Source organism: Micromonospora sp. bgisy143, from assembly GCF_057708145.1.
The window spans coordinates 110,221-128,007 of record NZ_JBYIRN010000010.1 but is presented as its reverse complement, the minus strand read 5'-3'; the positions used below and the strand labels follow the sequence as shown (position 1 = coordinate 128,007).

General features: G+C 71.7%; 16 protein-coding genes. 12 read left to right on the top strand and 4 right to left on the bottom strand.

The genetic code is table 11. From position 1 onward, the window contains the following. Window positions 1–9: 9 nt before the first annotated feature. Window positions 10–792 (bottom strand): 3-hydroxybutyrate dehydrogenase, encoded by a 783-nt coding sequence (locus AC3EN4_RS14700; protein WP_422739552.1) that lies wholly within the window; start codon window positions 790–792, stop codon window positions 10–12. Between the two features lie 666 nt (window positions 793–1,458). On the opposite strand from AC3EN4_RS14700, the gene ruvC reads away from it, so the two are divergent. The 8 genes from ruvC (at window position 1,459) to AC3EN4_RS14660 (ending at window position 11,124) form a co-directional block, all read left to right on the top strand. Further along, window positions 1,459–1,986, top strand: coding sequence for a crossover junction endodeoxyribonuclease RuvC (gene ruvC / locus AC3EN4_RS14695; protein ID WP_210821188.1), 528 nt, complete (start codon window positions 1,459–1,461; stop codon window positions 1,984–1,986). After that, on the top strand, window positions 1,983–2,585 hold the full coding sequence (ruvA, locus tag AC3EN4_RS14690) for a Holliday junction branch migration protein RuvA (protein WP_435206400.1): 603 nt from the start codon (window positions 1,983–1,985) through the stop codon (window positions 2,583–2,585). The genes ruvC and ruvA overlap by 4 nt, the downstream gene beginning before the upstream one ends. Further along, the gene (ruvB, locus tag AC3EN4_RS14685) at window positions 2,582–3,649 is read left to right on the top strand and encodes a Holliday junction branch migration DNA helicase RuvB (RefSeq protein WP_422739553.1); all 1,068 of its coding nucleotides are present in this window, start codon (window positions 2,582–2,584) and stop codon (window positions 3,647–3,649) included. Before ruvA ends, ruvB begins: the two co-directional genes overlap by 4 nt. A gap of 138 nt (window positions 3,650–3,787) precedes the next feature. After that, complete coding sequence (gene yajC / locus AC3EN4_RS14680) at window positions 3,788–4,126, top strand: preprotein translocase subunit YajC (RefSeq protein ID WP_435206399.1); 339 nt, start codon at window positions 3,788–3,790, stop codon at window positions 4,124–4,126. Window positions 4,127–4,409: 283 nt separating this feature from the next. Continuing rightward, window positions 4,410–6,323, top strand: a complete 1,914-nt coding sequence (gene secD / locus AC3EN4_RS14675; RefSeq protein WP_422739555.1) for a protein translocase subunit SecD — start codon at window positions 4,410–4,412, stop codon at window positions 6,321–6,323. A 1-nt stretch (window position 6,324) separates the two neighbouring features. Further along, window positions 6,325–7,518, top strand: a complete 1,194-nt coding sequence (gene secF / locus AC3EN4_RS14670; protein ID WP_435206398.1) for a protein translocase subunit SecF — start codon at window positions 6,325–6,327, stop codon at window positions 7,516–7,518. Window positions 7,519–7,830: 312 nt separating this feature from the next. Beyond that, entirely contained in the window at window positions 7,831–8,397 is a 567-nt protein-coding gene (locus AC3EN4_RS14665) for an adenine phosphoribosyltransferase (protein WP_422739557.1), read from the top strand. Between the two features lie 201 nt (window positions 8,398–8,598). Next, on the top strand, window positions 8,599–11,124 hold the full coding sequence (locus AC3EN4_RS14660) for a RelA/SpoT family protein (protein WP_435206397.1): 2,526 nt from the start codon (window positions 8,599–8,601) through the stop codon (window positions 11,122–11,124). A gap of 69 nt (window positions 11,125–11,193) precedes the next feature. Here AC3EN4_RS14660 and AC3EN4_RS14655 read toward each other — a convergent pair whose 3' ends face one another. Then, complete coding sequence (locus AC3EN4_RS14655) at window positions 11,194–12,033, bottom strand: peptidylprolyl isomerase (RefSeq protein WP_422739559.1); 840 nt, start codon at window positions 12,031–12,033, stop codon at window positions 11,194–11,196. A 58-nt stretch (window positions 12,034–12,091) separates the two neighbouring features. After that, window positions 12,092–12,970 (bottom strand): peptidylprolyl isomerase, encoded by an 879-nt coding sequence (locus AC3EN4_RS14650; protein ID WP_422739560.1) that lies wholly within the window; start codon window positions 12,968–12,970, stop codon window positions 12,092–12,094. 266 nt (window positions 12,971–13,236) lie between these two features. Between AC3EN4_RS14650 and AC3EN4_RS14645 the strand changes: the two genes are divergently transcribed. From AC3EN4_RS14645 to AC3EN4_RS14635, 3 genes are all read left to right on the top strand, one after another. Further along, window positions 13,237–13,947 carry an MBL fold metallo-hydrolase gene (locus AC3EN4_RS14645; protein ID WP_435206396.1) on the top strand — a complete coding sequence of 237 codons (711 nt, stop codon included), beginning with the start codon at window positions 13,237–13,239 and terminating at the stop codon, window positions 13,945–13,947. Window positions 13,948–14,021: 74 nt separating this feature from the next. Then, complete coding sequence (gene hisS / locus AC3EN4_RS14640; RefSeq protein WP_435206395.1) at window positions 14,022–15,350, top strand: histidine--tRNA ligase; 1,329 nt, start codon at window positions 14,022–14,024, stop codon at window positions 15,348–15,350. 71 nt (window positions 15,351–15,421) lie between these two features. Beyond that, the gene (locus AC3EN4_RS14635; RefSeq protein ID WP_435206394.1) at window positions 15,422–16,363 is read left to right on the top strand and encodes an acyl-ACP desaturase; all 942 of its coding nucleotides are present in this window, start codon (window positions 15,422–15,424) and stop codon (window positions 16,361–16,363) included. Between the two features lie 149 nt (window positions 16,364–16,512). Here AC3EN4_RS14635 and AC3EN4_RS14630 read toward each other — a convergent pair whose 3' ends face one another. After that, window positions 16,513–17,019, bottom strand: coding sequence for a PaaI family thioesterase (locus tag AC3EN4_RS14630; RefSeq protein WP_435206393.1), 507 nt, complete (start codon window positions 17,017–17,019; stop codon window positions 16,513–16,515). A gap of 55 nt (window positions 17,020–17,074) precedes the next feature. Between AC3EN4_RS14630 and AC3EN4_RS14625 the strand changes: the two genes are divergently transcribed. Continuing rightward, a complete protein-coding gene (locus tag AC3EN4_RS14625) occupies window positions 17,075–17,551 on the top strand; it encodes a winged helix-turn-helix transcriptional regulator (RefSeq protein ID WP_435206392.1) in 477 nt (158 codons plus the stop codon). The last annotated feature ends 236 nt before the right edge of the window (window positions 17,552–17,787 follow it).

Sequence of the window (17,787 nt, the reverse complement as noted above, 5' to 3'; positions counted from 1 at the left end):
GCGGACCCACTAGTTGGCCGTCCAGCCCCCGTCGAGCGCGATCGACGCGCCGGTGATGAAGGCCGCCGGCGGCGAGCAGAGGTACGCCAGCAGCTCGGCCACCTCCTCCGGCTCGATCAGCCGTTTGACGGCCGCCCGGGCCAGCATGATCTTCTCGACGACCTCGGTCTCCTCGATCCCGTGGCTCGCCGCCTGGTCGGCGATCTGGCTCTCCACCAGGGCGGTCCGCACGTACGCCGGGTTGATGCAGTTCGCGGTCACCCCGTGCGCGGCGCCCTCCAGCGCCACCACCTTCGAGAGCCCTTCGAGGGCGTGCTTCGCCGAGACGTACGCCGCCTTGTACGGCGAGGCGCGCAGGCCGTGCACCGACGAGATGTTGACGATCCGACCCCAGCCCCGGGCGTACATGTGCGGCAGCGCCCGGCGGATCAGCAGGAACGGCGCCTCCACCATCACCCGCTGGATGTACTCGAAGCGCTCGACCGGAAAGTCCTGCAACGGCGCCACATGCTGGAGCCCCGCGTTGTTCACCACGATGTCGACGTCCACGTCCAGGGAGTCCACGGCCGCCGGGTCGGCCAGGTCCACCCCCTCGGCGCGTCCGCCGGCCTGGGCGGCCACCGCCTTGGCCGCCTCCAGGTTTCGGTCCACCACGAGCACCTTCGCGCCGGCCGCGCCCAGGCGCAGGGCACACGCCCGCCCGATGCCGCTGCCGCCGCCGGTGACCAGGGCGGTCCGACCGGCGAGGTCGACCTGCACGACGTGGGGGACCGCCACGGGTTCTGCCGTCATGGCGCATGAAGTTACGAGCTGTGTGTCCACCCGCACATGGGCCGGAGCCACATACTCCCGAGCAAAGCTGTGTGCCCCCGGCCCACCCACGCCGTTCGGCGGCCCGCGGCGCTGGTGGCCCGGGGCGTGTGGTGGCCTGCGGCGTGCGGCGGCCCGCTAGGCCGCTGGGCCGACCGCAAGATCGCGCTGTATCCAGGATGTAGTGGTGTCGGAGCGTCGAGAAGGCCACTACATCCAGGATCGAGCGTGACCTTGGGCCGTGCCGGGCGCTGATCCCGGGTGCTGCCACCCTGCCTGTCGCTGCCCGCCGCCGGTCGGTCGTCGCGGGTCGCCCCCGCCGTCGAGATCTGCGCAACGTCGGGGAAGTTGCTGTTTCCGGTGCGGCTGAGGCAGCAACTTCCCCGAAGTTGTGAGGATCTTGCCGCCGCCGCCGCCGCCGCCGCCGCCGCCGCCGCCGCCGCCGCCGCCGCCGCCGCCGCTGCTGCCGCTGCCGCTGCCATGCGGCCGTGCCGTTGTGCCGGAAGTGGCAGGGCAGGGCGCGGGGCCGGGGAACGTGGCAGGGCAGGGCCATGGGGCGCGGGGTCTGGGGCGGAGGTGTGTCCCGTGGGGGCGGTGGGGCAGGCGGGGGTTAGGGTGTCGAACACACGTACTGGGGGAGGGGGCGGCGTGCGGGTGCTGGGGGTCGATCCGGGATTGACGCGCTGTGGGGTGGGCGTCGTCGAGGGCGTGCCCGGTCGCCCCTGCACGCTTGTCGCCTACTACGTGGTCTACACGGACCCGGCCGACGACCTGGCGTTGCGGCTGCTGCACCTGGACCGTTCGCTGACCGAGTTGGTGGCCAAGCACGAGCCGGAGAGTGTCGCCGTGGAGCGGGTGTTCAGTCAGCACAACGTCCGTACGGTGATGGGCACCGCCCAGGCCAGCGGCATCGCGGTGCTGGCCGGGGCGCGGGCCGGGTTGCCGGTGCAGACGTACACCCCGAGTGAGGTGAAGGCGGCGGTGACCGGTTCGGGTCAGGCCGACAAGGCGCAGATGACCGCGATGGTGACCCGGCTGCTGCGGTTGGCCGAGCCGCCGAAACCGGCGGACGCCGCCGACGCGCTCGCCCTGGCCATCTGCCATGTGTGGCGGGGCGGTACCCGTTCCAAGCTGGCCGCCGCGGCCGACCGGGCACGACGAGGAGGAGCACGATGATCGCCAGCGTGCGCGGCACGGTGACCGCGACGGGTCCGGATCTGGCCGTGATCGAGGTCGGCGGGGTCGGCCTGGCCGTGCACTGCGCGCCGGGCACGCTCGCCGAGTTGCGGGTGGGGCAACCGGCGCGGCTGGCGACCAGCCTGGTGGTCCGGGAGGACTCGCTGACCCTGTACGGGTTCGCCGATGACGACGCCCGGGCGCTGTTCGAGCTGTTGCAGACGGCGAGTGGGGTCGGCCCGCGGCTGGCCCAGGCTGTGCTGGCCGTGCACACGCCGGACGCGGTGCGCAAGGCCATCGCCAACGCCGACACCGCCGCGTTGACCCGGGTTCCCGGGATCGGCAAGAAGGGCGCCGAGCGCCTGGTGCTGGAGCTGCGCGACCGCATCGGCCCGGTGTCGATCGGCCCCGACGGGGCGGGTGGGGTGACCGGTGGCGCCTGGCCCGACCAGGTTCGGCAGGCGCTCGTGGGTCTGGGCTGGACGGCCGGGCAGGCGGACCAGGCGGTGGCCGCCGTGGCGGAGACGATCGACGGGGCCACCCCGCCCGTGCCGGTCCTGCTCAAGCAGGCCATCCGGCTGCTGGGCCGGACCCGATGAGCGAGACCGACGGGCTCGTCTCGGCGTACGTCAGCGATGCCGAGCGGGACGCGGAGGCCACCGTACGGCCCCGACGGTTGGCGGAGTTCATCGCTCAGGACCGGGTGCGCGACCAGCTCGACCTGCTGTTGCAGGGCGCCATGCGGCGGGGGTCGCCGCCGGACCACATCCTGCTTTCCGGGCCACCCGGGCTGGGCAAGACGAGCCTTGCGAACATCGTCGCCGCCGAGCTGGGCGCGGGCATCCGGGTGACCAGCGGCCCGGCGATCGAACGCTCGGGTGACCTGGCGGCGATCCTGACCAGCCTGGCCGAGGGCGACGTGCTCTTCATCGACGAGATCCACCGGATCGCCCGGCCGGCCGAGGAGCTGCTCTACAGCGCGATGGAGGACTTCCGGGTCGACGTGGTAGTCGGCAAGGGGCCGGGCGCGACCGCGATCCCGCTGGACGTCGAGCCGTTCACCCTGGTCGGCGCGACGACCCGTTCGGGTCTGTTGACCGGGCCCATGCGGGACCGGTTCGGTTTCGTCGCGCACCTCGACTTCTACGCCCCGGCGGATCTGGAGACGCTGCTGCACCGGTCGGCGCGCATCCTCGGGGTGCCGATCACCGCCGACGGCGCGGCGGAGATCGCCGGCCGCTCCCGGGGCACGCCCCGGATCGCGAACCGGCTGTTGCGCCGGGTCCGCGACTACGCCGAGGTCCGCGCCGACGGTGTGGTCACCCTCGGGACCGCCCGCAAGGCCCTCACGGTGTACGACGTCGACGCGCTGGGCCTGGACCGGCTCGACCGGGCGGTGCTGACCGCCCTGGTCGACTCGTTCCGGGGCGGCCCGGTCGGGTTGTCCACCCTCGCCGTGGCGGTGGGGGAGCAGCCGGACACGGTCGAGGAGGTCTGCGAGCCGTTCCTGGTGCGGGCCGGCCTGCTGGCGCGTACGCCTCGGGGACGGGTGGCCACGGAGGCCGCCTGGCTTCATCTGGGGCGTACCCCGCCGAATGGTACATTTGGGGCGGATGTCCCGCCAGCACCCGATCTGTTCTCCATGGATACCGATCAGCCGTAATGTGAACGTGATCTGTGCCGCATTCGGTGTTCTCAGGTGCAGGGATTAGACTTCGCCGCGGTCTGTACAGGATGTGAGAATCCGCCTCCGCTCCGGCACCCCCCGTGCCGCCAGGAGGCCAATGGGAAGGCAGTAACCGTGCAATACCTTGCAGCGGGTGGTGGAGCCGGTGGCTTCACGCCGATCCTGATGATCGTCCTGCTCTTCGGCGTCATGTACTTCATGATGATCCGTCCGCAGCAGAAGCGTCGCCGCGAAGCCGAGGCCATGCAGTCCGCGCTCGGCCCGGGCGACGAGGTCGTCACCATCGGCGGGCTCTACGGCACGGTCACCGGCGTCGAGGACGACGCCGTCCTGCTCGAGATCGCTCCCGGCGTCCAGACCCGGTACGCCCGGCCGGCCATCGCCCGGGTGGTCACCCGCGCGGAGCTGCCGAGCGAGCCGGTCACCGAGGACGCGGACACCGTCAAGGAGTGACCGCCCCGCCGGGGGTCGACGGTTCCGGCGGTACGGCCGGCCGACGGACTCCCCGGGGCGCCGCGCCCGACGGGGCAGCGGACGTGACGTGAAAACTGGATAGTTGGGTCGACGCCGGGCGTCGGCACGTTCCCGTGGCCGTCGGCGTCCCCGTGCCGGCGTGTCCGGCCACTGTGTCGGCACCCCGTCGGCGCAGGTCAAACCGTTGGCCGGGACCCCCGGCCCGACACTCGCCGCCGCCGCCGCGCGCAGCGGCGCGACCGTACAGGGAGACAGGACAACCGTGGCACCACCTCAGGGACAGATGCGCCCCGGCCGGCAACTCGCCGTGCTCGGGCTCATCTTCGTCGTCCTCTACCTTCTGGTGTTCTTCGCGGGCGGTGCCAGCGGCAGCTTCAAGGACCGGCTGGAGCCACGGCTCGGCCTGGACCTGATCGGCGGCACCCGGGTCACGCTGGAGGCGACCAACTCCGTCGACGGCAAGCCCCCGACGGCGGACAACCTCGAGGAGGCCCGCCAGATCATCGAGAGCCGGGTCAACGCGTTCGGCGTGGCCGAGGCCGAGGTGGTCACCGAGGGCAACCGGAACATCGTCATCTCCCTGCCCGGTGAGAACCGGGACCTCACCGACGTGGGCAGCGCCGCCGAGCTGCGCTTCCGCAAGGTGCTCAAGGCCGCCGACGGCAGCGGGACGGCCGTCGCGCCGCCGGCCGCCACCCCGGCTCCGGGCAGCGTCACCCCGTCCGGCACCCCCTCGGGCAGCGCCGCGCCGAAGGTGACCCCGTCGGCGACCGGCGAGGCGAAGGTCAGCCCGTCGGCCAGCGGTGGGCAGGGCGGGATGGCGCCCGCGCCGACCGCCAGCGCCACGCCGACCCCGTCGGCCTCGGCGAGTGCCGCGCCGTCGGCGAGCGCCAGCACCGAGCCGGTGCCCGCGAGCATCGAGGAGCAGCGCAAGGCCGTCGAGCAGAAGGTCGGGGCCGCCGCCTGGCAGGCCGCGAGCGGACTGCAGGCCCCCGCCGACCTGAGCGCCGACCCGTCGCTGGGTGACAAGCTCAAGCCGTTCAGCACGCTGAGCCCGCAAGAGGTGGCCGTGCTGCCGGCGCAGATGCAGTTCAACGTGCCGACGATCGGGTGCGCGCAGCTCGACAAGCGCCCGCCGGCGTCGATCTCCGACCCGAAGCAGCAGGTCGTCTCCTGCGAGGACGGCGCGTCGAAGTACCTGCTCGACCAGGCCAAGGTGCTGGGCACCGACGTGGACGACGCCGACGCGGTGCTCGACCAGACCAACGCCTGGGTGGTCAGCCTCGACTTCACCGGCGACGGCCAGGGCAAGTGGACGGCGCTCACCCGCGAGGCGTTCAACAACGAGGGCCAGGCCTGTGACGCCACCGCGCTGGGCCAGGACGGCAAGTGCCGGGTCGCCGTCGTGTTGGACAACGAGATCGTGTCCTCGCCGGAGATCCAGGGCGTGCTGACCGGCAACTCGCAGATCACCGGCCAGTTCACCCAGAAGGACGCCAGCACCCTCGCCGGCCAGCTCCGGTACGGCGCGCTGCCGGTGACCTTCGAGCAGCAGGAGGCGCAGAACGTCACCGCCACCCTGGGCGCCAGCCACCTGCGGGCCGGTCTGCTCGCGGCCGGCATCGGCATGCTGCTGGTCATCATCTACGCGTTCTTCTACTACCGGCTGCTCGGCTCGGTCATCTTCCTGAGCCTCATCCTCTCCGCGCTGCTGGTCTTCGGCGCGCTGGTGGTGCTCGGCCGGCAGATCGGCTTCACGCTCACCCTCGCCGGCATCGCCGGCATGATCGTCTCACTCGGTGTGGCGGCGGACTCGTTCGTCATCTACTTCGAACGACTCAAGGACGAGATCAGAGAGGGCCGCAGCCCGCGCAGCGCGGTGCCCCGGGCCTGGATCCGGGCCCGCCGGACGATCATCTCGGCCAACGCGATCACGCTGCTCTCCGCGGTGGTGCTCTACGTGGTGTCGGTCGGCACGGTCAAGGGCTTCGCGTTCGCGCTCGGCCTGGCCACGGTGCTGGACCTGGTCGTGGTCTTCCTCTTCCGGCACCCGATCATGACGATGTTCGCCCGGACCCGGGCGTTCCTGTCCCCGCGGGTCAGCGGCCTGGGCCGGGCGCTTCCGGCCCGCAGCCAGCAGACTCAGCCCCGCAACCCGCGCGCCAAGGAGGCCTGAGATGGCTCAAAACGGTTTGGCGAGCCGCCTCTACAACGGCGAGGCCGGTCTCAACATCGTCGGTCGCCGCAAGCTGTGGTTCGGCGTCGCCGGTGCCCTGATCCTGGTCGCGATCCTCAGCTTCGCGCTGCGGGGTTTCAGCCTCGGCATCGAGTTCGCCGGTGGTAACTCGTTCCAGGTGCCGGCCAGCGTCGGCACCCTGGACGACGCCGAGCGTGAGGTCAACTCGGCCCTGGCGGCCGAGAACACGGGCGTCGAGGTGGCCACCACGCAGAAGGTCGGCGGCCCGGGCGGCGACTCGTACGAGCTGCGCACGCCGCAGCTCACCGTCGAGCAGGCCAACGCGGTCAAGGCCCAGATCGCCGAAGACCTGAACATCAACGCCAACGAGATCAGCAGCAACCAGGTCAGCGAGGCGTGGGGCAGCCAGGTGACCGAGCGCGCGGTGCTCGGCCTGGTCATCTTCATCGCGCTGGTGATGGTCTACCTGATCCTGCGCTTCGAGTGGCGGATGGCCGTCGCCGCGGTCTCGTCGCTGTTCATGAACCTGATCCTCACCGCCGGTATCTACTCGCTGGTCGGCTTCGAGGTCACCCCGTCGACGATCATCGGCTTCCTCACGATCCTGGGCTTCGCGCTCTACGACGTGGTGGTGGTCTTCGACAAGGTGCAGGAGAACACGCGGGGCATCACCGCCAACAACAACCTGACGTACGGCGAGGCGGCCAACCTGGCCGTCAACCAGAGCCTCATGCGGTCGCTGAACACCTCCGTGGTGGCGCTGCTGCCCGTCGGTGGTCTGCTCTTCATCGGCGCCGGCCTGCTCGGTGCCGGCACCCTGAAGGACCTCGGTCTGGTGCTGTTCGTCGGTATGGCGGTGGCGTTCCTGACCTCCATCCTGGTGGCGACGCCGCTGCTGGCGCTGCTGAAGAACTACGACCCGCGTATTCAGGCGCACAACAAGCGGGTGCAGTCCCGCCGGGGTGCGTTGGGCCGCGGCGAGACCACCGGCGGCAAGGTCGCCCCGACCCGGGTCAGCGGGGATGCGGCCGACGTGATCGACCCGGAGTCCGCGGCGCTGGCCGGCGCGGCCCCCAAGGTGGGTTCCCGACCGGCGGGCAAGCGGCCGACCGGCGCGCGGGGCGGTCGCCCCGGCGGCGGCGGCAACCGGCCCGGTGGCGCCAAGCGCCGCTGACCGGCCGCAGCGTCAGGCGGCGCTGACCGGCCCGGTGGCGCCAAGCGCCGCTGACCGGCCGCAGCGCCAGGCGGCGCTGACCGGCCGCAGCGCCAGGCGGCGCTGACCGGCCGCAGCGCCAGGCGGCGCTGACCGGCCGCAGCGCTAGGCGGCGCTGACCGGTCCCGGCGCCCACCCGGCCAAAGGCTGAGAGTGCCAGCCGCCAAGGACCGGCCCCGGGGCTGACCCGGGAGGAAACGCCCGGACGGCGTCCGGCATGCTGTGCGAGCAGCATGCCGGACGCCGTCGTCGTTGGAAGGGAACGCAACAGCCGTGACGGAGACCCACAGCACCGCCCCGCGCGGGGACAGCGGCCCGGAGGCCGCCCGACTGGTGGCCAGCCGGGTGCTGGACGTGCCGGACTTCCCCAAGCCCGGTGTCCTGTTCAAGGACCTGATGCCGCTGTTCGCCGACGGCAAGGCGTTCCGTGAGGTCGTCGACGGGATCGTCGCGTACCACGGGCGGGACGCGTTCGACGTGGTGGTCGGCATCGAGGCGCGGGGGTTCGTCGTGGCGGCGGCCGTCGCGTACGCGGCCGGGGTGGGTGTCGTGCCGGTGCGCAAGGCCGGCAAACTGCCCCGTCCGGCGCACTCGGTCTCATACGCCCTCGAGTACGGCGAGGCCACCCTCGAGGTGCACGAGGACGCCTTCACCGCCGGTCACCGGGTGCTCGTCGTCGACGACGTGCTGGCCACCGGGGGTACCGCCGAGGCGACGCTGGACCTGGTCGAGCGGGCCGGCGGTACGGTGACGGGCTTCACCGTACTCTTGGAGCTTGGTTTCCTGGGCGCCCGGGAGCGACTGACGCCACGCCCGGTCCATGCCCTGCTGACCGTTTGATCCTTACCCCGATCGCGGTCCTGCGGGTGCCGACCAGGCCGGGCCGGTCGCCGGGGCGTCGACCGTCCGGCGGAGCGGCAGGGGACCGTCCGTGCGGGTAGCATTGCCCATTGCTGACGCCGGCGGTGCGCCGTCCGGCGACGCGAGACCAGGCCGGCCGACACACGGCCGGCGTGTTTCCGGCGAGCGGTGAGGAGGCCGGTGTCCCACGATGTCGTCCCTCCGGCGGAGGGCACGGTGCACCCCACAGGCGACGCTGACGGCTCGGTGACCGACCGGAACGGCGACGCGCCGGCCCGGGTGACGGGCACCGACAACGGCTCCGGCAGGGCTCCTGCCGACGGCGCGACGGCCCCGACCGGTGTCGCGGCGAGCGCCGTCGAGGCGTCGCCCGGCGCGGACGGGGTGGTGGTGCCGTTCCCGACCGACGCCGGCGTCGATCCGTCGCCGAGCGGTGGTTTCGGGCTCTCCAACGCCCCCACCGGCCGGCGGGTCCGCGCCCGCCTGGCCCGGTTCAACGCCCCCTGGCAGACCTCGCAGGTCAGCGAGGTGCTGGAGCCGCTCATCGCCAGCCACCGGGAGAACCACCCGAAGGCGGACGCGCGGCTGCTCCAGCGTGCCTTCGACACGGCCGCGCGGTGGCACTCCGGGCAGTACCGCAAGTCCGGCGACCCGTACATCACGCACCCCCTCGCCGTCGCGACCATCCTGGGCAACCTGGGGATGGACACCACGACGCTGGTCGCCGCGCTGCTGCACGACACGATCGAGGACACCGAGTACACCCTCGACGCGATGCGGGCCGACTTCGGCGGCGAGGTCGCCCTGCTGGTCGACGGCGTCACCAAGCTGGACAAGGTCAAGCTGGGCGACGCGGCCAAGGCCGAGACGATCCGCAAGATGGTCGTGGCGATGGCCAAGGACCCGCGGGTGCTGGTGATCAAGCTGGCCGACCGGCTGCACAACATGCGTACGCTCTCCTTCCTGCCGGCGCCCAAGCGCGAGCAGAAGGCCAAGGAGACCCTGGAGATCCTCGCGCCGCTGGCCCACCGCCTCGGTATGAACACGATCAAGTGGGAGCTGGAGGATCTGGCCTTCGGCACGCTGTTCCCGAAGCGGTACGAGGAGATCAACCGGCTGATCGGTGAGCACCAGCCGCAGCGTGAGTCGCTGCTGCGGCAGGTCACCCAGAAGGTGGGCACCGACCTCAAGGCCGCCAAGATCAAGGCGGAGACGACCGGTCGGCCGAAGCACCTCTACTCGATCTACCAGAAGATGATCGTGCGGGGTCGCGACTTCAACGACATCTACGACCTGGTGGGTGTGCGGATCCTGGTCGACACGGTGCGGGACTGCTACGCGGCGCTCGGCGTGATCCACGCCAACTGGCAACCGGTGCCGGGCCGGTTCAAGGACTACATCGCGATGCCCAAGTTCAACATGTACCAGTCGTTGCACACGACGGTCATCGGGCCCACCGGCAAGCCGGTGGAGATGCAGATCCGCACGTACGCGATGCACCGCACCGCCGAGTTCGGCATCGCCGCGCACTGGAAGTACAAGGAGCACAAGGGCACCCAGATCGTCGGCCCGCCGGCGCACATCGACGAGATGACCTGGCTGCGGCAGTTGCTCGACTGGCAGCGCGAGGCCGCCGACCCGAGCGAGTTCCTGGACGCGCTGCGCTTCGACCTGTCCAGCCAGGAGGTGTACGTCTTCACCCCCAAGGGTGACGTCATCCCGCTGCCGACCGGGTCGACGCCTGTGGACTTCGCGTACGCGGTGCACACCGAGGTCGGGCACAAGTGCATCGGCGCACGGGTCAACGGCAAGCTGGTGCCGCTCGAGTCGACGCTGTCCAACGGCGACGTGATCGAGATCTTCACGTCGAAGTCCGAGACGGCCGGCCCGACGCAGGACTGGCTGGGCTTCGTCAAGAGCCCGCGTGCCCGCACCAAGATCCGCCAGTACTTCAACAAGGAGCGGCGCGAGGAGGCGATCGAGGCCGGCAAGGACGCGATCGTCAAGGCGATGCGCAAGCAGGGCATGCCCCTGCAACGGATGCTCACCTCCGACGCGCTGATGTCGATCGCCCGGGACCTGCACCTCGCCGACGTGGCGTCGCTGTACGCGGCGGTCGGCGACAGTCAGGTCTCCGCGCAGTCGGTGGTGCAGAAGCTGATGGCCGCGTACGGCGGCGAGGAGGGCGCGGCGGAGGACATCGCCGAGACCGCCGTCGCCACCCGGCCGCCGCGCAGCCGGCAGAGCAGCAGCGACCCGGGCGTGGTGGTCCGGGGCGTCAGCGATGTCTGGATCAAGCTGGCCCGCTGCTGCACCCCGGTCCCACCGGACTCGGTGTTCGGCTTCGTCACCCGCTCCGGTGGGGTGAGCGTGCACCGCGACGACTGTGCCAACGCGGAGGACCTGCGGGCGCAGGCCGAGCGGGTGGTGGAGGTGAGCTGGAAGCTGACCTCCGCGTCCACGTTCCTGGTGGCGATCCAGGTCGAGGCGCTGGACCGGCACAAGCTGCTCGCCGACGTCACCCGGGTGCTCTCCGACGAGCGGGTCAACATCCTCTCGGCGACCGTCACCACCACCCGCGACCGGGTGGCGGTGAGCCGGTTCAGCTTCGAGATGGCCGACCCGAAGCACCTGGGCCACCTGCTGGCCACCGTCCGCAAGGTCGACGGCGTGTTCGACGCGTACCGGGTCACCTCCGGCGCCTGACCCGTCGTACCCCGGGAACGAGAGCGCCCGCCGGCTCAGCCGGCGGGCGCTTCGTCATCCTGGCGGGCGTCAGCCCTGCGGCGCGCTCATCGTGAGGGTCTTGATGACAACCTCCTTCTTCGGGTGGCCGCCGCCGGCCTGCTGCGCGAACGCCCCGTCGTCGCCGGCCTTGGCCACGTCCTTGACGATGTCCATGCCGCCGGTGATGGTGCCCAGCACGGTGTACGCCGGGTCGAGCGGCGAGTCGCCGTACACGATGAAGAACTGGCTGCCGGTGCTGCCGGGCTGACCGGAGTTGGCCATCGCGATGACACCCTCCGGGTACGGCGGGCGCTTGTCGGTGGGCAGGTTCTCCTCGGGCAGCCGGAAGCTCGGGCCACCCGTGCCGTCGGTGTCCCGCCAGCCCTTGCCGGTGGCGCTCGGGTCACCGCACTGGAGCACCTTGATGCCCTCGGTCACCAGCCGGTGGCACTTGGTGTTGTCGAAGAACTTCTTCTCGGCGAGGAGGCTGAACGCGCCCGCGGTGCACGGCACCTGCGACCGGTCGATCTTCGCGGTGATCGGGCCCAGGTTGGTGTCGATCGTCATGGTCTGCACACCGGTCGCCGACTGCTGGTTGCTCGGCACCCCGACGTCCTTGATCTGCGGGGACCGCTGGTCGGCGGGCATCGCGTTGTAGACGCACTCGGACGCGCCGGGCGCCGACGCGGCGTTGTTGCCCTTGTCGTCGTCGCCGCCGAGGGCCATGGCCAGCCAGACGGTGCCGGCGACCACGAGCACCAGCGCGGCGGCCGCGCCGACGATCGCCTGCGTCTGGCGACGCTTGCGGGCCTTGGCCGACCGCTCGGCCATCTCCTTCTCGAGTCGGGCGCGTGCCGCCGCGCGCTGCCGCTCTCTGGTGGACGTCACGCCTGGATCCTCCTGGCTGTCTGCTGCGGGGTGCCGCTCGGTTGGGTGGGGCGACCGGTCAGCCGGCGCTCGGGCTGCTGGCCGGGGCGCCGGACGGCGGCGGTGCCGCGCCGGTGACCGGCTCGCCGACCGTGAGGCTCTGGATCACCACGTCGGTCTTGGGCTTGACCTTCGCCCCGGTCCCATTGTCCACGGTCGGCTGGGCACCGATCTTCTCCACCACGTCCAGCCCGCCGGTGACCTTGCCGATCACCGGGTACTTCGGGTCCGCGGTGGTGAAGTCCTTGAAGAAGATCAGGAACTGGCTGCCGTTGGTGCCCGGCGGGTTGGAGATCATCGCGACGGTCCCCTTGGGGTACGTCGGCGGCTGGCCGGGCGCGGGGCTGGCCGAGGGCGAGGCCGACGGCGCGGTCGGGACGTCCTCGTCGTAGAACGAGTAGGTGGGCCCGCCGAGGCCGGTGCCGCTCGGGTCACCGCAGCGCAGCGCGCCGTCGGTGGTGATCTCGTGGCACTTGGTGTTGTCGTAGAACGACCGGCTCGCCAGGTGGGCGATGCTCGCGGCGGCGCACGGCGAGCTGGTCAGGTTCAGCTCGGCGGTGATCGGTGCGCCCTGGTTGGTGGTGATGGTCATCGGCCGGGTGCCGTCGGTGGGCAGGCCCTTGGTCTCCGGCGTGCCGACGTCCTTGAGGTTGGTGTTCGCCGTCGCGTCCTGTGGCGTCCAGAGGCAGGTGTCCTCGGCCGCCGTGTTCTGCTTCGGGTCGGAGTCGAACGCCCCGAGCGCCCAGGCCGAGCCGGCCACGATCACCGCGAGGACCAGGAAGGCGCCGACACCGGCCTGGATCTGCCGACGACGCCGCGTGGCGGCCGCCCGGCGGGCCATCTGCCGGTCGAGCTTGGCCCGCGCCAGTTTGCGCTGCCGGTCCCTGCTGGAAGCCACAGGTGCTCCCCTTTCTTCGCCTGATCGTCACCGGCGGCCGGCCCTTGCGGCCCGTCCGGGCGTCGCGTGTGCCGCGCCACACGCCCGCCAGAGTGTACGGCTAGTGACTGGGAATGTGGTGTACGAGGTCCACCCCGTGCCGAGCAGCGCTTATCGGAGGTTGTCACTGTGCCGCCCGGGGCGCGTGGGACGGACGCGGCAAACTCGTTCGGCCCGCCCGATAGGCTGCTGGGCAGGACGACAGCTCGACGGAGAGGACAGCGCCCGTGCTCGTGGCCGGCTTTCCCGCGGACGCCTTCGGCACCAACTGTTACGTGGTCGCCACCGCGCCGGGGGAGCAGTGCGTGGTGGTCGACCCCGGCATCGGGGTGCTCGACCAGCTCGACGCGCTGCTCGCCGAGCACCGCCTGCATCCGGCCGCCGTGCTGCTCACCCACGGCCACCTGGACCACACGTTCTCGGTGGCGCCGGTCTGCGACGCCCGCGGGATCACCGCGTACGTGCACCCCGGCGACCGGGAGATGCTCGCCGACCCGGCCAAGGGCCTCTCGGCGGACCTGACGTCGCTCTTCGGCGGCCGGCTGAGCTACAGCGAGCCGGAGGACGTGGCCGAGCTGACCGACGGCGCCACGCTCGCGCTCGCCGGCCTGGAGATCGCTGTCGACCACGCCCCGGGCCATACCGGCGGGTCGGTGCTGTTCCGGCTGCCGGGCGCGGGCTCGGGCTGGGAGGCGGACGAGATCTGCCTCTCCGGCGACGTGCTCTTCGCCGGCTCGATCGGCCGCACCGACCTGCCCGGCGGCAGCATGCCGGCCATGCTCGCCAGCCTGCGCGACAAGATCCTCCCGCTGGCCGACGACACCGTCGTGCTGCCCGGCCACGGCCCGAGCACCACCATCGGCCGCGAGCGCGCCAGCAACCCGTACCTCGTCGAGGTGGCCGGCACGTCGCCGGCCGCGCCCACCCGGGGCCTGTAGCTCCCCCGTCCGCGCCGCGCGCGCGGACCCACGACACCACCGCGCCGCGGGCGCGGAACCGCAAGGAGTACGCCATGAGCAAGCCCACGCCCATCTCCGGGTTCCCGGAGTGGACCCCCGGCCAGCGGATGATCGAGCAGTTCGTGCTCGACAGGATCCGCAACACCTTCGAGCTGTACGGGTTCGCCCCGTTGGAGACCCGCGCGGTGGAGCCGCTGGACCAGCTCCTGCGCAAGGGGGAGACCTCCAAGGAGGTCTACGTGATCCGGCGGCTGCACGCCGACGCCGAGAGCGGCGGCGGTGACGACCAGCTCGGGCTGCACTTCGACCTGACCGTGCCGTTCGCCCGCTACGTGGTGGAGAACGCCGGCAAGCTGGCCTTCCCGTTCCGCCGTTACCAGATCCAGAAGGTGTGGCGGGGGGAGCGGCCGCAGGAGGGGCGCTACCGGGAGTTCGTCCAGGCCGACATCGACATCGTCGACCGGGACACCTTGGCCCCCCACCACGAGGCGGAGATGCCGCTGGTCATCGGGGACGCGCTGCGCGCCCTGCCCATCCCGCCGGTGACCATCCAGGTCAACAACCGCAAGATCTGGGAGGGCTTCTTCCGCGGCGTCGGGGTGACCGATCCGGAGGCGGCGCTGCGTACCGTCGACAAGCTCGACAAGATCGGCCCGGCGAAGGTGGTCGAGCTGCTGGTGGAGACCGCCGGGGCGAGCGAGGCGCAGGCCAAGGCGTGCCTCGCGTTGGCCGAGATCACCGCGCCGGACGCCTCGTTCGCCGACGCGGTACGCGCGCTCGGCGTGACCGACCCGCTGCTCGACGAGGGCGTCGACGAGCTGGTCCGGGTGGTGGAGACCGCTGCCGGGCACATGCCCGGCCTCTGCGTGGCCGACCTGCGCATCGCCCGTGGGCTGGACTACTACACCGGCACGGTGTACGAGACCCAGCTGCGCGGCTACGAGCGGTTCGGCTCGATCTGCTCCGGCGGCCGGTACGACAACCTGGCCACCGCGGGGGCCACCTCGTACCCCGGGGTGGGTATCTCGATCGGGGTGACCCGGCTGCTCGGGCTGCTGTTCGGCGCGGGGGAGCTGTCCGTCTCCCGGTCGGTGCCCACCTGTGTCCTGGTGGCGCTGGCGGACGAGGAGCACCGGGGGGCCAGTGATCAGATCGCGGCGGAACTGCGTCGGCGGGGGATCGCCACCGAGGTGTCGCCGAGCGCGGCGAAGTTCGGCAAGCAGATCCGGTACGCCGAGCGGCGGGGCATCCCGTACGTCTGGTTCCCGGGAGCCGACGGCGCGGCGGACGAGGTGAAGGACATCCGCTCCGGTGAGCAGGTCATGGCCGACGCGCAGGCATGGAATCCGCCGGCGGTTGACCTGAAACCGGCGGTGAGTTGAGCGGTCCCACTGGCGCTCACGGTCGCGGGGACCTACGGTAGCGTAAGTTACGCCACCGTAGGGAGTTCTTCGTGACCGTGAGCACCACACTGAGCCAGACCGCCCTGCTCGTCGAGCTGGAGCCGGTAGTCGCGCGCAACCTGGACCGTCATCTCTCGCTGGCGAAGGAGTGGTTCCCGCACGAGTACGTGCCGTGGAGCGAGGGTCGTACGTTCGACGGGCCGCTCGGTGGTGAGGCGTGGTCGCCCACCGACTCCACGATCCCGGACGTGGCGCGCACCGCGCTGATCGTGAACCTGCTGACCGAGGACAACCTGCCCTCGTACCACCACGAGATCGCCACCCTGTTCGGCCGCGACGGCGCCTGGGGCACCTGGGTGCACCGGTGGACCGCCGAGGAGGGCCGGCACGGTGTCGCCATCCGGGACTACCTGACCGTCAGCCGGGCCGTCGACCCGGTGGCGTTGGAGCGGGCCCGGATGACGCACATGTCCGCCGGCTACATCAACGCGCACGACGACGAGGTGCTGCACTCGCTGGCGTACGTCTCGTTCCAGGAACTGGCCACCCGGATCTCGCACCGCAACACCGGCAAGGCCACCGGTGACCCGGTCTGCGAGGCGCTGCTGGCCCGCGTCGCCGCCGACGAGAACCTGCACATGGTCTTCTACCGGAACCTGCTCGCCGCCGCGTTCGAGCTGGCCCCGAGCCAGGCCATGCGGGCCGTCGCCGACGTCGTCGCCGACTTCCAGATGCCCGGCAACGGCATCGAGGGCTTCGCCCGCAAGTCGGTGGCGATCGCCCTGGCCGGCATCTACGACCTGCGCCAGCACCGCGACGAGGTGTTGCAGCCGGTGCTGCGCCAGTGGGACGTCTTCAACGTGACCGGCCTGAACGCCGACGGCGAAGCCGCCCGTGAGCAACTCGCCGCCCAGCTCGACGACCTGGACCGCGCCGCCTCCCGCTTCGAGGAGAAGCGCGCCGCCCGAGCGAACCGCCTAGCCCTGCGCTAACCCCCGGCCCCCCGCACCCCCCGCGCGCCCCACCCCACCCCGTCGATCTTGCACTTTCTGTTGTCACGAACCGGGGCACAGCCCGCGTTTCGGCGACAGGAACTGCAAGATCGACGGGGGTGGGGGGCGGGGTGCGCCCGGGGTGGGGGTCAGGGGAGGGGGAGGAGCAGGCAGGTGCTGGTGGCGTGGGCTACCAGGCGGCCTTTCGTGTCTGTTAGGCGGGCTTCGGCCAGGGCGGTGCGGCGGCCGCGTTGCAGGACCGTGCCCTCGCAACGCAGCGTGCCGCTGGCGACGGTGACCGGGCGGAGGAACTTCACGTTCAGGTCCAGCGACGTGTAGCCGACCCCGGCGGGCAGCGTGGTGTGCACGGCGCAGGCGGCGGCGGTGTCCAGCAGGGTCGAGAGGACGCCGCCGTGCACGGTGCCCAGCGGGTTGTAGTGGAACTCCTGTGGGACCAGTTCGACGACGACACGGCCCTCGTCGGCCTCCATGCGGGCCATGTCGAGCAGGTGCATCACCGGTGGCGCGGCCAGTTCCCCGGCGATCATCGCGCGCAGCATGTCGAGGCCGCTGCGCTGACCGACCTGCGCGGCGTTCGCGGCCGGGTCCGACCAGGTGAAGGTACGGCTGCGCGCCGGCTCCTGAGTCTGTGTCATGGACGCAGCCTGGCAGCACGTTGCTGAGTCTGTCAACGAGACCTAGCCTGGTCGGATGAGGCCTGCGGCACTGGACTGGTCGGTGGAGAACTGCACCATCGCCCGCGCGATGGAGATCCTCGGCGAGCGGTGGACCATGGTGGTGCTGCGCGAGGTGTTCAGTGGCGTACGGCGCTTCGACGACATGCGGGTCCGCACCGGCATCCCGCGGCAGGTGCTCACCAGCCGGCTGACCCTGCTGGTCGAGCGGGGGGTCCTGCGCCGTGAGCCGTACCGGGAGCCCGGCAGCCGGCTGCGCCACGAGTACCGGCTGACGGAGATGGGCCTCGCGCTCTGGCCGGTGCTGGTCGCCGTGCTCGGCTGGGGCGACCGGTATCTGGCCGACCCCGAGGGCGCGCCGTTGCGGGTGGAGCACCGCGGCTGCGGCGCCGAGGTGCGCGCCGAGCTGCGCTGTGCCGACGGGCACCCGGTGCGGGACCCGCGCGACGTGCTGCCCCGCCCGGGGCCCGGCGCGCGCCGTCGTACCCCCTGACGCCGCCGCCCGCCCGGCCGTGCCGGCGCAGGCGTCCGGCGCGTGCGTCCGCGCCGTTGTGGCATCAACCGCCTCGGTTGCCCGGCGGTGTCCGAAAGGGATCCGGCGGTCTTCGCGGTGTGACGGCGGATGTCAGCGAGTGTGTCCGTGGTGTTGCGGCGGTGTCATCGGTGGCGGTCGACGAATTCGGGCGAAACCAGGTCTTGTCAATGATCTTAAGTATGTGAATACTTCAG